The organism is Paraniabella aurantiaca (assembly GCF_050309965.1).
GTDB lineage: Bacteria > Bacteroidota > Bacteroidia > Chitinophagales > Chitinophagaceae > Niabella.
Genome location: NZ_JBLOSY010000001.1, coordinates 2,395,128 through 2,409,691 on the forward strand (window position 1 = coordinate 2,395,128; position 14,564 = coordinate 2,409,691).

A 14,564-nucleotide genomic window follows, 5' to 3' on the forward strand; every position below is an offset into this window, starting at 1 on the left:
ATGAAACAGGCCTTATTGATTGTAAATGCTTTATTGGTTGTCGCAGTATCATTTTTATTATATAAGCAATTTGCAAGCGGCTCGGAAAAAGTGCCCACTGCTGGGAGTGTTTTAAAAACAAAGGACAGCCTGGGTAGCAAAAAATTGCTTTTTGCTTATATGAATATGGATTCTATTCAAGGTAAGTATGAACTGGCGAAAGCTGTTTCGAACGAAGTAGAAAGAAGACAGGAAAGTTTGGATGCCGAACTGAATAAGATGGATAAGGCTTATAGAAATAAGCTGGAGGGTTATCAGCAGAGGGGCGCATCTATGACGGAAGAGCAGGCTGTGGCAGCCCGGGAAGATATGGAAACTACCCAACGCCAGATACTGGAGAAAAGACAATCATTGATGGATGGCTTTCAGAGCTGGCTGGCATCTAAAAACATGAGTGTTATTAAAGACATACAGGATTACCTGAAGAAGTTCAATGCCGACGGCACTTACTCTTTTATATTTTCTCATGAGCCTTTCTTCTATTATAGCGACACGGCTTATGATATTACCAGTGAAGTAATACAAGGCTTAAATCAGCAATACAAAGCAAATAAAGGCAAGTAAACGCCGGGCTATAAGCGCCACTCCACGATACTGTTTTCCCATTCGGTTTTGTAAGGCACGCTAACGCGGATATAATTATCGGTATATCCTTCCATCATGCCGTTCTTATTATGATTTTCAAACAGAACTTTTCGCGTCTGTCCTGCATGACCGGCTTCGAAGTATTGCATTTTCATGTAAGAAAGATTGCGGAGCGATTTGTTTCTTTCGTGCCGTGTATGCATATCTACAATAGGGCTTAAAGTAAGCGCATGTGTGTTATCACGTTCAGAATAGGTAAAAACGTGCAGGTAAGAGATATCTAATGCATGAAGAAAGTCATAGGTTTCTTTAAATTCAGCATCCGTCTCACCCGGAAAACCTACAATAACATCAACACCGATAGCCGCATGAGGCATCAGGGCCTTAATAAGGCCCACGCGTTCGGCATAAAGTTCTCTCTTATACCGGCGGCGCATCATGCCTAAGATAGTATTGCTGCCGCTTTGCAAAGGAATATGAAAATGCGGCATGAACTTTTGGCTATTCGCTACAAATTCCACTATCTCATTCGTAAGCAGGTTGGGCTCAATAGATGAAATACGGTAACGTTCAATACCTTCTATATGGTCCAATTCCTGTATGAGTTTGTAAAAGTTTTCCTCCCTGTTTTGGAAAGATATGGGCTCATTGCCGTCGGGACCTTTTCCGAAATCACCCAGGTTGATACCCGTAAGCACAATCTCCTTAGCGCCACTGTCAGCGAGGCTTTGAGCGCTCTTGATCACATTAGCAATGCTATCACTCCTGCTTTTACCGCGGGCCATAGGAATGGTGCAAAAAGAGCAATTATAGTCGCAACCATCCTGTACTTTTAAAAAAGTACGGGTACGATCATTGATAGAGAAAGAAGAATTGAACCCGGAAACCTCTTCAATATCACAGCTGCATATTTTAGCCGAATCGCCTTTGGCAATCTCCTTAATATGTTTGGTAATATTGAATTTTTCAGCAGCTCCCAGTACCAGGTCCACCCCCGGGATTTCCGCAATTTCTTTGGGTTTTAGCTGGGCATAACAGCCGGTGATCACAACAATGCTTTCAGGTGCTTTTCGCTGTATACGACGCACCAGCTGGCGGCATTCTTTATCCGCATTTTCAGTAACCGAACAGGTGTTGATCACGTATACATCGGCTTCTTCAGTAAATTCTTTCTTCACAAACCCTTCATTTTCCATCATTCGTGAAATGGAGGAGGTTTCAGAGTAATTTAATTTACATCCCAAAGTGTGAAAAGCTACTGATTTTGCGCCCTGCATAAGAGTGCAAAGGTACGTTGAAAAGTTGAAAGGTTGGTCCTCCTCAATCCCTTTCAAGAAGGGAGGAATGGGCAGGACCCTGTTTGCTTTTGGATCTGACGGTCTCCCGCTAACCGCTTTTTGTTTTCGTGCACTGCCCAAAACAAATTAGATTTTGTGTATCCCCGTTAACCAGTCAACATATCAACTGGTTAACTAATCAACCAGCCAACTAATCATTACATTTGCTACAGTATATGACAGTACTTCGTTTCCTATTCAGCATTTATGCCGCCATCATTTTTGTGGCCTTTATGCTGTTGATATTCCCTCTTGTAATTATTGCCAGTTTTTTCGGACGTATCAAAGGAGGAAATATGATTTACAGGCTTTGTGTATTCTGGGCCGATCTGTGGTTTGCGTTCACTTTCATCCGGGTTAAGTCGATATATGAAGCGCCTTATAACGCTAACGAAAAAAGTATTATCGTCGCCAACCACATTTCGTACCTGGATATACCTATGCTGGTAAAAGTTTTTAGAAAACCCTTGCGGCCTTTGGGCAAAATTGAAATGACCAGGGTACCGGTGTTCGGTTTTATTTATAAAAATGCGATCGTTACGGTTGACAGGAGTGATGCTACCCACCGGGCTGCCAGTTTGAAAATGCTCAAATCTGTTTTAAACAAAGGCATATCCATATTTGTATTTCCTGAAGGAACATTTAATGAAACCACTGCACCTTTGAAAGAATTTTATAATGGTGCTTTTAAGCTGGCCGTGGAAACACAAACGCCCGTTCAGCCTGTTTTATTTTTGGATACTTTTAAAAGAATGCATTACAAAACTGTTTTTTCGCTGACACCGGGAAAGTGTAGGGCGGTATACCTTAACAAAATTGAACCGGGGGCGGACTATCATTGGTTGAAGCAAACCGTTTTTGCAGATATGGAGCAGGCATTGCTTAAGTATAATGCAGACTGGATATCTAAATCGTAATTTTATTGATCATACATGCAGGAGCTGGAATTATACGGTCCAACTAATACAAGAAAAGTTTTCGCGGAAATTATTATCCCGTTGGCGTTACCTATCAATTATACCTGGCTGGTTCCGGAGCATATGCTTTCGGATATTAAGGTTGGATGCAGGGTAGAAGTGAACCTGGGTAAAAACAAACGATATGCTGGTGTTGTAAAGCAGCTGCATCATGAAGCCCCTGAATTTTTTGAGGCTAAAGAAGTGTTGAATATCCTGGATGTTCAGCCTGTAGTGTATCCCCAGCAACTACAGTTATGGGAATGGATGTCGTCCTACTATATGTGCACACAAGGTGAGGTAATGGCAGCCGCATTACCAGCGCATTTTAAATTAAGCAGTGAGTCCGTTTTGGTCTTTAATGAAGAAGCCGGTGAGGACTTCAGGGAGCTGGATAATGAAGAATACCTGGTGGCCGAGGCATTACTGATAAGAAAGGAGTTGAAGTTACCCGAAGTTCAGCAAATCCTGGAGCTATCGCATGCCCGTCTGTCAAGCGGGCAGGTGTATCCGGTCATCAACCGTTTGATACAAAAAAGGATCTGCTATGTATGGGAAGCATTGAAAGAAACCTATATTCCTAAAAAAGAGGACTACATCTTGCTGAGCCCCGAATACAGCTCTGAAGCCGCATTGGAATTACTACTTAATGAGGATAAAAGATTACAGCGGGCCGAAAAGCAAATGGAATTACTGTTGGCTTACCTGCATTTTCAGAAAACAGAGGGAGAGATTACCAAAGCTGCGCTGCTGAAAAAGTCAGGTGCATCGGATGCTCAGCTAAAAGGATTGATAGAGAAGGGAATATTGATAGCTGAAAGGAGGGTGGTAGACCGGATAAAAAGGGGAGCAAAAAATATTGATATCAATTTTGAGTTATCCGAAGCGCAGAATACGGCTTTTGAAAAGATCAGGGTTTCGCTGACAGAGAAGCCCATTTGTTTATTGCATGGTGTTACATCCAGTGGTAAAACCGAAATTTACATTCGCCTGATTGAAGATTACATAAGGTCGGGAAAGCAGGTGTTGTATATGTTGCCGGAGATTGCGCTCACGTCACAAACGATCAGGCGTTTACAAAAACATTTTGGTGGACATATCGGTGTTTATCATTCCAAATTCTCCCAGAATGAAAGAATAGAAATATGGAATAAGGTGAAAGAAGGGGAGTTGAAAATAGTTTTAGGCGCCCGCTCGGCATTGTTTCTGCCTTTTGAGAACCTGGGATTTATTATTTGTGATGAGGAACACGATACTTCATATAAGCAAATGGAGCCGGCACCGCGATACCATGCAAGAGATGCCGCCATTTATATGTCTTCTTTATATGACGATTGCAAAGTGCTGCTGGGAAGCGCTACGCCTTCGCTGGAATCTTATTACAATGCGTCCAAGGAGAAATATGGTCTGGTAAAATTGATGCAGCGTTATGGCGACGTGGCAATGCCTGTGTTGGAAATGATAGATACGCGCAGGTTGAAAAGCAAAGATCCTAACGCCGCGATTTTAAGCCAGCCTTTATGTAATGCCATACAAACCTCGCTCGATGCGGCCAGGCAGGTGATATTGTTTCAGAACCGGCGTGGGTACACTCCTTATCAACGCTGCAATGTTTGCGGGTGGATACCTCAATGCAAACACTGTGATGTGTCGCTGACATTTCATAAGTTTTATAATAAACTGGTGTGCCATTATTGTGGAACCAGCTACGCGCCGATGCAGACCTGTGCGGCCTGTGGCAGTCACGATTTTGTACAAAAGCAATTTGGTACCGAACGCATTGAAGAAGTGTTACAGGAGATTTTTCCCCTGGCTAAAACAGCCCGTATGGACATGGATTCGGTAAGAGGCAAGAATGCGCACGACCAGTTGATCCAGAATTTTGAGCAACTGAATATTGATATACTGGTGGGCACCCAAATGGTAGTTAAAGGTCTTGATTTTGAAAACGTAGACCTGGTGGGTATTTTAGATGCAGACGGTATTTTATCATTTGCAGATTTCAGGGTAAACGAAAGAGCTTACCAATTGATGGAGCAGGTGAGTGGCCGCGCGGGGAGAAAACATGGTAAAGGAAAAGTATTAGTGCAAACCTCGCAGCCGGCACATCCTGTGTTGATGCAGGTACAGCAACATGATTATGATGCACTTTATAATGATGAAATAGCCAAGCGGGAGCAATTCTTTTATCCTCCTTTTTCGAGGATTATTAAACTTACTTTTAAAAATAAAATAAGAGAAGTGGTGCAGGATGCCGCCCAAATTTTTGCAAACGCTTTATCCAATCGTTATAAGGATCATATAACAGGACCAGCAGAACCGGTTATTAACCGCCTCCGGAACCAATACCTGATGGAGTTATTATTAAAACTACCACGTAACGCCAAGGTATTAGAACAATGTAAAAAAGATATTAATTACCAAATCGCTGTATTACACCAGGAGCCGAGGTATAAATCGGTAGTGATAATACCTGATGTAGATGGGATATAAGACTAGTATCTATAATCTAACATCTGGTATCTGCTCTATTTCATTTTACTCGTATCTACCACCCATTCATCTGTTCTGAAAGGAGCTACCGGCAATCCTTCCTTACTGAAAATATTGGACATGCCGCTATTACTAAATGAAAACCGTACTGCTACGGGATTTTTCACTTCAGGGCTCGACGCAACCAGTCGATCCTTTTCTATTTTTATTACCGCCGGCATAAATACTTTATCTGCTCCTGCTAAATAAAACTCAGTGGCAGTTTTCCCTGTATTTAGTTTAAAGCCATTAGGGGCGTTATCAAAATATAAATTTGCTTTGTTACCGGTTACCTGCATGCGGGTAAACATGGGGCTTTTATAGCCTGCTATATTCTGATTGTAAGTCTCCGCTAATGCGTAATTGGCCAGCCTTAATGCCACATCTTTTTTATTGGTAGGATGAATATTTTTTACATCATTTACCAGGTCAGAAATGACGATCATGCCTGTATTGGGAACAGCCAGTGTTTTGGCCTGTTGCTCACGTATCAGGTTGCCTATATTATTATGGCCATAATTATATGGCGCAATTTGTACATAATAAAAAGGAAAGTCTTTTTTCCATGCGGCTCTCCAGCTTTGGATCATTTCTGAGAATAATTGCCCGTAGGTAAACGGCATCACCGTATTGCCCTCACCCTGGTACCAGATGGCGCCCGCTATTGATAGATTAAGTAAAGGGTAAATCATCGCGTTATATGCGTAGCCAGGGGCTGCAGGCCACCAGGGTACTGTTTTTTGCATAGCAGCAGACTTCGCCAGTACTTCATTATTATTTACTTTTTCAGCAGGTGTCCAGGTCTCAGCCGGTGTACCGCCCCAGCTCGTGTTAATCACCGCAACCGGCACATTGAGCTTTTGTTGCAATTCTTTTGCAAAGAAGTAAGCTACGGCACTAAAACCATTTAAGGCATCAGGCCCCGAAACCTTCCAGCTGCCTTCTACATAATCCTGCGGGTATGGCGATGTTGTTTTAGCAACATGAAATAACCTGATATTATTGTTCCGGCTATGAGGCATTTCATCAATGATCTGCTGAAGCTTTTGCAAGCTGCTCCATTCCATGTTCGACTGGCCTGAACATATCCATACTTCTCCGATCATGATATTTTCGAGTACGATAGTGTTTTCTCCTTTTAGTGTAATCGTATAAGGCCCGCCGGCTACCGGAGTTTTTATATTGAGTTTCCATTTGGCTGTGCCATCGGCTGTTACTGAGTCTTTATGATTATTCCAGGATGTAGTAATATAAATCTTCTCGGCAGGATTGGACCAGCCCCATAAAGCAGTTTCACTTTTTTGCTGTAATACCATATTGTTGCCAATAATATGAGGTAACCTTATGGCGCCAAAAGCTGCAGAAGATAGGCTAAGTATAAAGCAAACTATCAGAGCGCTCAATAATTGTTTAAATAAAAACCGAGGCATTCGTACAATCATTATAAAAATTATTTTGAGCACCTAAGTTAAGGCATTATTAACCTTTAGGAAACTCTTTAAATAATTGCAACAAACGCTCTTTCTCTTTAATGTATTTTGGATTCTCGAAAAGATTTACTCTTTCAGAAGGATCCCATGAGAGATTAAATAACTCCTGTAATTCGGTGTTATCTTTTTGTGTAATTCGTAATTTCCAGTCTCCGTCTTTTACTCCCTCCAACACTGTATTATGATAGTAAATAGGACGGTGGGACTTGCTGTAGTTGTTTGTTGTAAGAAAGCCTGATATAGATTGCCCGTCCAGCGTATTAGCCGGTAGCTTCGATTGCGTCCATTCGGCCAGGGTAGGTAACACATCAAGATTGGAAACCGGCTTCAATAATACCTCATTGTTTAAAGTGTGGCCCTTCCAGTAAACAATAAAGGGTACACGATGTCCACCTTCATAGGAAAGCGCCTTCCAGCCCCGGAAAATACCCGCTGCGCCAATATGATAAGGCTGCGTATATCCATCGTCATACATTCTTTGCGGTGCATTCAGCCAGGGACCATTATCGCTGGTGAATATGAAAATGGTGTTATCGGCTTCGCCTGCCTGTTCTACAGCTTTCCATATCCTGGATAGACCTTCATCCATATCCTCTATTACATCACCCAGTTCTCCACCTGCTGAACGCTTTCCCCTATTTTTCATAGCGGCAAATGCAACCGGCAAATGAGGCATATTATGAGCAAGATACAGGAAGAAGGGCTTTTTACTTTTAGCAGACTTGGCAATAAACCCGGTTGCTTCTTTTACATAAAGATCATTCAAAATGCTATCGGCAGGTTGATAGATCTCTGGAGTGGTACTTCTGAATAGTTTAATTACAGTGTCTGTTTTTACATAAGGGCTTCTGTAGTCATGACTATACATCATTCCATAAAAAAAGTCAAAGCCTTGTTTATTAGGCAACCCACTGCCATAATCTCCCACATGCCATTTACCTACAGCGCCTGTTGTATAGCCATTGGGTTTTAATACTTCTGCAATAGTTACTTCATTATCGGGCATGGTGATTTTGTTGCCTGGGCCAATAACATAGGTAATGCCCGACCGGGTACAATATCGACCTGTTAACAACGATGCACGCGAAGGAGAACAGGTAGGAGATGTGGTGACAAAATTGGTGGCCATAATACCGCTGCGCGCCATTTTATCAAGAAACGGTGTTTGTATTAGTGGATTGCCATAACAACTGATATCGCTATAACCCATGTCATCAGCCAGTACTAAAATGATATTAGGTTTTTTTTGTGCCGACAAGCCAGAGAGGGTCAACGTAAACAGTAAAATAAAAATCAGGCGCATGATTAAGATGATTTTTGAATGAATGCAAGATAGGCCTGTACTGCAAAATAGCCTTAAGTAAAATGATTAGTTGTTTAGTTCTATTTTCAATACTGGTACGCCGTCTTCCGTTAATGCTATTTTATCAGTGAGTGTAAATGAGGTCCCGTCGTTGTTTTTTTCAAAAGGAACAGGCATACCGGTATCTAGCATACTACAGGATACTACTTGTTGAAGCGGTAAGGGAAGTACCAGCTTTTTTTCTTCCAAAGGTTTTAAGATCGACGCGTATATAAACTTCTTCCCGTTAATGGTACCTTGTGTCAGGCGAATATTTTCAGGAGCTTTTAAAGCCACCGGCATAGCTCCATATATAGCTTCTGTGTTGGTGAGCATCCAGCCACCCATTTCTCTTAGCCGTCTTGTAGCCATTGCCGGTATGTAGCCATCACCTTTAGGGCCTATATTTAAAAGATAATTACCGCCTTTGGATACATTATTCACGAGGTAGCCGATCATTTCTTTAGCAGTTTTCCAATTGTAATCCTTGGCATGCCAACCCCAGGAGTGTACCATGGTAGCGGGCGTTTGCCAGGGGCGCTGTAATAATTCAGACGGGTAATCGTTGTCCATCATTTCAAGGAAATCAATGTCGTTGCCGGGATTAAGCCATGATATACGCCCGTTGATTAATGTTTTAGGACTTAAGTTCCGGATCAGGGCGATCAGCTGGTCGCGACGTTTATCAGAAATAAATATTTTTTCCTGTTCATCTCCCCAGGTATCAAACCAAAACATATCAGGGCTGTATCGTTCGATCAGCTCTTTCACCTGTGGCAAACATTTTTCATTCCAGTATTGCTCAAATTGACTATCCGTTTTCTGGGGTGTCCAGGATGGCGTGGCTCCTCCGGGGTGATCCCAATCCTCGCAGTGCGAATAGTAAAAACCATATTTCAACCCGTATTTTTTACAGGCTTTTGCCAGGTCTCCCAAAATGTCTTTTTTGTAAGAAGTGCTCCCAAGATCGTAAGTGGAAACTTTAGAATCCCACAAAGCAAAGCCATCATGATGTTTCGATGTGATCACGAAGTATTTCATGCCGGCATTTTTTGCTTCCCTGATCCAGCTATCGGCATCAAAATTTACAGGGTTAAATTGTTTCACCAGTGCCCGGTATTCGGCTTTAGGTACTTCGAGCCTTTGTTGTATCCATTCGGAGTACCAGCTATTGCCGTTCTTAAAATTTTTATCGGGCATAGTGTGGTCTTTATATGTGCCTCCTAAAATGCTATACAATCCCCAGTGTATAAACATACCAAACCGTGCTTCTTTAAACCAGTTAGCCCGGTTAGCTGCCGTAATCTGTTGTGCCTGTGTGTTAGTAATGACTAACATGGTTATCGCAAAAAATATCTTTTTCACCCGTATATTTTTTATTTTTTGATTTGGTTGGATGCCCGCGCGGATAGCCCGGTCGGACGGGGAACTTCGCATATACCCGCCCGTCCGGTCAGGCGGGCATTTTCCTGTCCAAAGAACTCCTTCGGAGTTTGATAAAAATTCATCATGCTGCGTTTCATTTGCTGCTTCATTATTCATATCCGTTTTCAATAGTAATGGTTTGCCCCTTTCTCATCTTCACAGAAATGATGCCTTCCTCGCTGGTATTGAATAGTGACATAGGAATGCTCCTGGTGATCCATGTTCTGAAAGGTAGTTTTATTCTTAGTAAACCTCCCTGTTCGGCGGCAATGGTTATCGAGGTTGGCACACCATTTTCTTTTTGAGCAGAAACAACAAATGCGCCTTCCGCTCGCAGTTGTTTAAATGAAACATTATTCCAGCTACGCGGAACCGCCGGGAATACTTCAATGTAACCATCGCGGCTTTGCAGCAATAATTCCTGTACGCCCTGGGCAAAGGCAAAATTGCCTTCTAATGTAAATGGCCGGTAAGTAAAATTGGAATGCTGTCCTCCTTTTTGATCACCATTAAGATGAAAGCTGTTAGGTGAACAGAAGTTGGAAGCAAATATCTGTAACTGTTTCACGGCTTTATCGGCTTCATAGGCCCTTGCGTAGAGCGAAGCCATCCAGCTAAAGGAATAGCCGCACCAGGCGCTGGTTCCCTTTTCTTCTATTCTCTTCAGAGAGTTTTGTATAATATCCTTGTCCTTTTGCTTATTAATATCCAAAAGAGCAAGGGGATAAACAGCCATATAAGATGACATGTGCCGGTGCGATGAATGGAGGTCCTGGCCCGGGGCAATGGTAAAGCCGGTTGTATTGGTTTCGTAAGCAGGTAACTGGGCCGCTAATTGTTTCCAGTGCGCTGCCTCTGCGGTTTTGTTAGATGCAAGTGCCACTTCGGCCGCTGCTTTAAACAAGAACTGTACAAGTGCCAGATCGAAATTACTCCATTGGGTAAACCAGGCAGTAATCGCATTGTCGTTGTACTCCGGACTGGAACTTAGAGGCAGCATTCTTTTGCCATCCTTTAAAAAAGTTATTTGTTCCATGTAAGCAGCTACATCATGTATATAGGGATAAGCCCTGGTTTGCAGAAATGTGTTATCCATTGAGTATTTCCATTGCCAGTAAAAATGTTGTGCACACCAGGCTCCAACTGTCGGACCTAATGAATATTGTATCCAACCTCCCATAGGGTCTCCGCTAAGTGTGGCCACGCCAGGAACGTTCAAACCCTGTACACCAAAATACTGCCTTGTGTATTGCTCGTTTTTCTTTTTATTATTCCATAGCCAGTTAATATAGCTTTCTCCTTCTTTTAAACGGTTGGCAGTGTATACAGGCCAGTAACTGAGTTGTGTATTCAGATCATTATGGAAGTCTCCTTTCCAGGGTGGCAGGCTCCCGTTATCCGCAGTCCATACGGCCTGCAAAGTAATGGCGGGCGCATTGGGGCGCGATACAGCCCCCAGCTTGTACATTTCAAGGTAGTACTGCTTTTCGATCAGCGAATCGGGCAATGCGATTGAAGATTTTGACCAGAAATTTTTCCACCAGCTGATATGACTTGTCCAACTGGTGGGCTCTTTATGGGTTGTAATTAAATCAGGAGCCTGTGCCTTTTTATCATTGGATATGATCCATTGGCCAATGATGCGGTTACCCGGAAATTTTTTCCAGCTAATCAATACTTCAAAGTAGTGACCATTGTAAGTTGATTGATGATAACGGATACTGTTGTTGGTTTTAACAACAGTGCCTTCGGAATATCCCAGTTTGCCTAATCCTTCGCCCGCATGGCTGTTGTCCTGATCCTGGGATCCCCCTTTATTGTACTGATGTACTATTAATTTTGGCGCCAGCAGGCTTACTATATCCGGATGTTTCTTTGCATCAACATGTTCAAACGAAAAGTACCCCACTTCTTTGCTGGCGTGTATATAGGTGTTGAACAGGTAGCCATTTTCAAATTTCACTGTATTTAATGCGGTGGTAATATCCAGTGTATTGGAAATCACTTTGCCCAGAGATGCGATATTAAATTCTATTGCGGCCGCCGGTAGTTTGGTAGGATAGGGCAGCGCATCATAAGGGCGGTCGCCCAGGCGTTGTGCAGAGTCATAAGTTTTATTTTTTACCCAACGCTGTACATCGGCAAAATTAAACAGCGAAAGGTCTAGTGCTTTTCGTTCATCCCACAGGTCGGCTCTGTCTAGCGAAAGCCTTAAATTACCCTGTTTTTGCCATACCAGCGCGCCCAGCATACCATTGCCCAAAGGAATAGCTTCATCCCACCGCTTGGCGAGTTCATTAAACCTGAGGTTATGCTGCGGACCGGGTTGTGCCAGTGCAGTTGCTATAAGCGCAAAAGATAAGAGGAAAGTGAAAAATTTTATCATTTGGTAGTTAAGTTAATAGTCAGTTGTTGCTGGTTACGGATAATGGTAAGCGAAATGGATGCACTGAAGTTTTTAAGAGCGTTATAAATATCTATAAAATCTTTTATGGTTTTTACTTTTTTACCGTCTGCCATTACTATCACATCTCTCGGATGCAAGCCCGATTGGCGTAAAAGGCCTTTTCCTGTATCGATAACGATTACCCCGCTTTCGTCCGGCAAACCATAGGCAGAACGATCTCCAAGACCTTCTACCGATTTAATGATCCCTCCCGAAAAATCGATAGGCTTATCTGACGAAGATATTGCTGTTGTGGTTTGTAACAACGGTATTGCAGGCTGAAGTGCTATAGCTTTCAGCGATGGCTTCTGTACGCCAAAAGAACCCATGTCGAAATTTTTAAATCCCGTTTTGAGCGCAGGCGAATTAGGTCTTACATTAAAATTCCCCTTAGCCGGGTCAATAAACAAAGGATCACCTGCCAGGCTGTTTTGATCAGTGCCATTCAACCGGGCTTTATCTAATGCGGCCTGGTCGGGGAAGAAATTGCGGTCTATAGTTGCTCCCCAATAGTTCATGCCAATTGGGGCATAAGACCTCATTACGATATTACGGGTAAACACATCACCACTGTTTTTAAACCAAACATGCGGATGAAAACTGTTGTTGATCATAATGTTGTTTTCTGCCTTTCGAAAAAAGCCTTCCCTGAATTTAAGACCTCCATTTAAAAAAAGGTTGTTGTAAATATGATAATTGGATGAACCATCATCCAGGTCAACATCCCAGCCATGGTCACAACGCCACCGGTTATTACGTATAACGGTTGTTTCCTGCGCGTCCAATAAAATTAATTCTGGATGCAAAGCCACCAGGCTATCCATGTAACTTCTTTTGGCCGCCCAAAAACGATCTCGTCCCCAGGAGTTAAATGATCCATGATCGCCCGTTTCTAATACTGTGTTAAATACATCGTTGTATTCGATCAGGTGCCCGCCAAAACAGCCGTCGCCGATGTTAATGCCCGCCCTGGGCAAATTGTAAATGCTGTTTCTGCTGACTTTTATTTGTGACGAGACTTCTATTTGAACACCGGTGGCCTGTTTTTCTATTTGCCCCAGATCATGAAGCAGGTTGTTGTCTACTACGCATTGTTGAGGATAATTTTTACCAATAGGCCCAGGAGTTTTGTCCATCTCTGCATAAGGAACATGACTGCCATAGCTGAAAGACGGGCTTCGTACTGCCTTCATATCGCCAATAAAGGAAACTGCATTGGCACCTATATTATAAATATGGCAGCCCGTTACCAGGTTGTTCTTATTGTAGTTGCTGAATACGATGGCGTTACCGCCCAGGCCTTCAAATACACAGTCCGATATGGCGCAGTTTTCGGCACCATCAAAAAGTAAAGCACCTCCACGGTAGAAAGTCCAGTCGCTTCTCAGCAACGGTTCTTTTGTTTCCATAAAGGTCCTTTCGTTGTGTTTAAAATGAAGATTAGAAAAAGTGATACTTCGTAATGGTTGCTGAACAGTGCCTGCCATCACAAAGCTTTTGGTTAGGTGGGCCACTTCAATTTTGGAAGTGGCAAGATTAATGTTTTCCGGAGGATAGAAGTAGAGCAGCTTTTTGTTTTTGTCTAAGAACCATTCTCCGGGAGCATCCAATTCTTCAAAAACATTTTCAACAAACCTCATTTCTTTATGCAATTTGCTGGGACGGTTATTTTGCCAGCCGCCTTCCATTTGTAGTATTCCTGCGGTATCTGCTCCTGTAAAACGATAATGAAAGCCACCCCATTCACCGCCATGCAATGCATGCAGATATCCTCCCGCCGGATTACCCCATTTTTTAATTCTTTGTGCATCGATGGCATCTGCGGCGGCACCATTAAATACTTTTGCAGAAGAATCATAATTGGGGTAGCGCGCTAATACCTGTAAAATATTGTTGCAGTATAATCTTTCAAATGGTATGTCATCATTTATCGAAGCCACGTAGATTACCTTTTCAAAATGTTTCCAGTTAAGCTTAAGCAGCTTACCGGCACTAATAATTACTTCTCCTGAGCCCTGTATAGTTAATGTGCGGGGTTTGAACTGTGCAGATGTAAATTGTATAGTTTTATCCAGGTAATAAGTACCTTTTTCAATATGGATGGCCACATCCCCGGTGAGTGAAACGGCATGTGCTGCCGCCCGTTCAATAGAAAGAAAAGGTTGTGCCCGACTACCTGGATTATCGTCTTTTCCTTTAGTGGAAACATATATTTGTTGCGCTAATGAGGTGGTTTCAAAACAGCAAACCAGCAAGAGTAGAGAGATTATCTTTTGAAGCGGCCGCATTTGGAAATGGTTTAAGTAACTGGTTATCTGGGTATTTCCAGACAATTTTAAAAGCAAATCTGTTATAAATGTGTCAAGTTAGTATTTTTATGGTGATTGACGACGTGCAAACGGTTGCATATAA

Annotated in this window: 10 protein-coding genes; 3 read left to right on the forward strand and 7 right to left on the reverse strand. The window is 42.6% G+C overall.

All coding sequences use genetic code 11. The annotated features are described in order from the left end of the window. Entirely contained in the window at nt 1–603 is a 603-nt protein-coding gene (locus tag ACLOAU_RS10430) for an OmpH/Skp family outer membrane protein (RefSeq protein WP_427861810.1), read from the forward strand. Between the two features lie 8 nt (nt 604–611). On the opposite strand, the gene mtaB is transcribed toward ACLOAU_RS10430, so the two are convergent. Beyond that, nucleotides 612–1,901 carry a tRNA (N(6)-L-threonylcarbamoyladenosine(37)-C(2))-methylthiotransferase MtaB gene (gene mtaB, locus ACLOAU_RS10435; protein ID WP_427861811.1) on the reverse strand — a complete coding sequence of 430 codons (1,290 nt, stop codon included), beginning with the start codon at nt 1,899–1,901 and terminating at the stop codon, nt 612–614. A 236-nt stretch (nt 1,902–2,137) separates the two neighbouring features. Between mtaB and ACLOAU_RS10440 the strand changes: the two genes are divergently transcribed. Together ACLOAU_RS10440 and priA are read left to right on the forward strand one after the other, a co-directional pair. Next, nucleotides 2,138–2,878 (forward strand): lysophospholipid acyltransferase family protein, encoded by a 741-nt coding sequence (locus ACLOAU_RS10440; RefSeq protein ID WP_427861812.1) that lies wholly within the window; start codon nt 2,138–2,140, stop codon nt 2,876–2,878. Between the two features lie 15 nt (nt 2,879–2,893). Further along, nucleotides 2,894–5,410, forward strand: coding sequence for a replication restart helicase PriA (gene priA / locus ACLOAU_RS10445; protein WP_427861813.1), 2,517 nt, complete (start codon nt 2,894–2,896; stop codon nt 5,408–5,410). A 35-nt stretch (nt 5,411–5,445) separates the two neighbouring features. Here the strand turns inward: priA and ACLOAU_RS10450 are convergent, their stop codons facing one another. The 6 genes from ACLOAU_RS10450 to ACLOAU_RS10475 form a co-directional block, all read right to left on the reverse strand. Then, nucleotides 5,446–6,879 carry a sialate O-acetylesterase gene (locus ACLOAU_RS10450; RefSeq protein WP_427861814.1) on the reverse strand — a complete coding sequence of 478 codons (1,434 nt, stop codon included), beginning with the start codon at nt 6,877–6,879 and terminating at the stop codon, nt 5,446–5,448. A gap of 49 nt (nt 6,880–6,928) precedes the next feature. Then, entirely contained in the window at nt 6,929–8,242 is a 1,314-nt protein-coding gene (locus ACLOAU_RS10455) for a sulfatase-like hydrolase/transferase (protein ID WP_427861815.1), read from the reverse strand. A 66-nt stretch (nt 8,243–8,308) separates the two neighbouring features. After that, nucleotides 8,309–9,646, reverse strand: coding sequence for an alpha-L-fucosidase (locus ACLOAU_RS10460; protein ID WP_427861816.1), 1,338 nt, complete (start codon nt 9,644–9,646; stop codon nt 8,309–8,311). An 11-nt stretch (nt 9,647–9,657) separates the two neighbouring features. Continuing rightward, nucleotides 9,658–9,816, reverse strand: coding sequence for a hypothetical protein (locus tag ACLOAU_RS10465; protein WP_427861817.1), 159 nt, complete (start codon nt 9,814–9,816; stop codon nt 9,658–9,660). After that, nucleotides 9,816–12,092 carry a glycosyl hydrolase family 95 catalytic domain-containing protein gene (locus tag ACLOAU_RS10470; protein ID WP_427861818.1) on the reverse strand — a complete coding sequence of 759 codons (2,277 nt, stop codon included), beginning with the start codon at nt 12,090–12,092 and terminating at the stop codon, nt 9,816–9,818. The genes ACLOAU_RS10465 and ACLOAU_RS10470 overlap by 1 nt, the downstream gene beginning before the upstream one ends. Then, nucleotides 12,089–14,440 (reverse strand): right-handed parallel beta-helix repeat-containing protein, encoded by a 2,352-nt coding sequence (locus tag ACLOAU_RS10475; protein WP_427861819.1) that lies wholly within the window; start codon nt 14,438–14,440, stop codon nt 12,089–12,091. The genes ACLOAU_RS10470 and ACLOAU_RS10475 overlap by 4 nt, the downstream gene beginning before the upstream one ends. Nucleotides 14,441–14,564: the final 124 nt, after the last annotated feature.

What these genes read in the sequence shown, in the direction of transcription:
- ACLOAU_RS10430 (WP_427861810.1), top strand. Translation starts at nt 1, where the DNA reads ATGAAACAGGCCTTATTGATTGTAAATGCTTTATTGGTTGTCGCAGTA.
- mtaB (WP_427861811.1), bottom strand. Translation starts at nt 1,901, where the DNA reads ATGCAGGGCGCAAAATCAGTAGCTTTTCACACTTTGGGATGTAAATTA.
- ACLOAU_RS10440 (WP_427861812.1), top strand. Translation starts at nt 2,138, where the DNA reads ATGACAGTACTTCGTTTCCTATTCAGCATTTATGCCGCCATCATTTTT.
- priA (WP_427861813.1), top strand. Translation starts at nt 2,894, where the DNA reads ATGCAGGAGCTGGAATTATACGGTCCAACTAATACAAGAAAAGTTTTC.
- ACLOAU_RS10450 (WP_427861814.1), bottom strand. Translation starts at nt 6,879, where the DNA reads ATGCCTCGGTTTTTATTTAAACAATTATTGAGCGCTCTGATAGTTTGC.
- ACLOAU_RS10455 (WP_427861815.1), bottom strand. Translation starts at nt 8,242, where the DNA reads ATGCGCCTGATTTTTATTTTACTGTTTACGTTGACCCTCTCTGGCTTG.
- ACLOAU_RS10465 (WP_427861817.1), bottom strand. Translation starts at nt 9,816, where the DNA reads ATGAAGCAGCAAATGAAACGCAGCATGATGAATTTTTATCAAACTCCG.
- ACLOAU_RS10470 (WP_427861818.1), bottom strand. Translation starts at nt 12,092, where the DNA reads ATGATAAAATTTTTCACTTTCCTCTTATCTTTTGCGCTTATAGCAACT.
- ACLOAU_RS10475 (WP_427861819.1), bottom strand. Translation starts at nt 14,440, where the DNA reads ATGCGGCCGCTTCAAAAGATAATCTCTCTACTCTTGCTGGTTTGCTGT.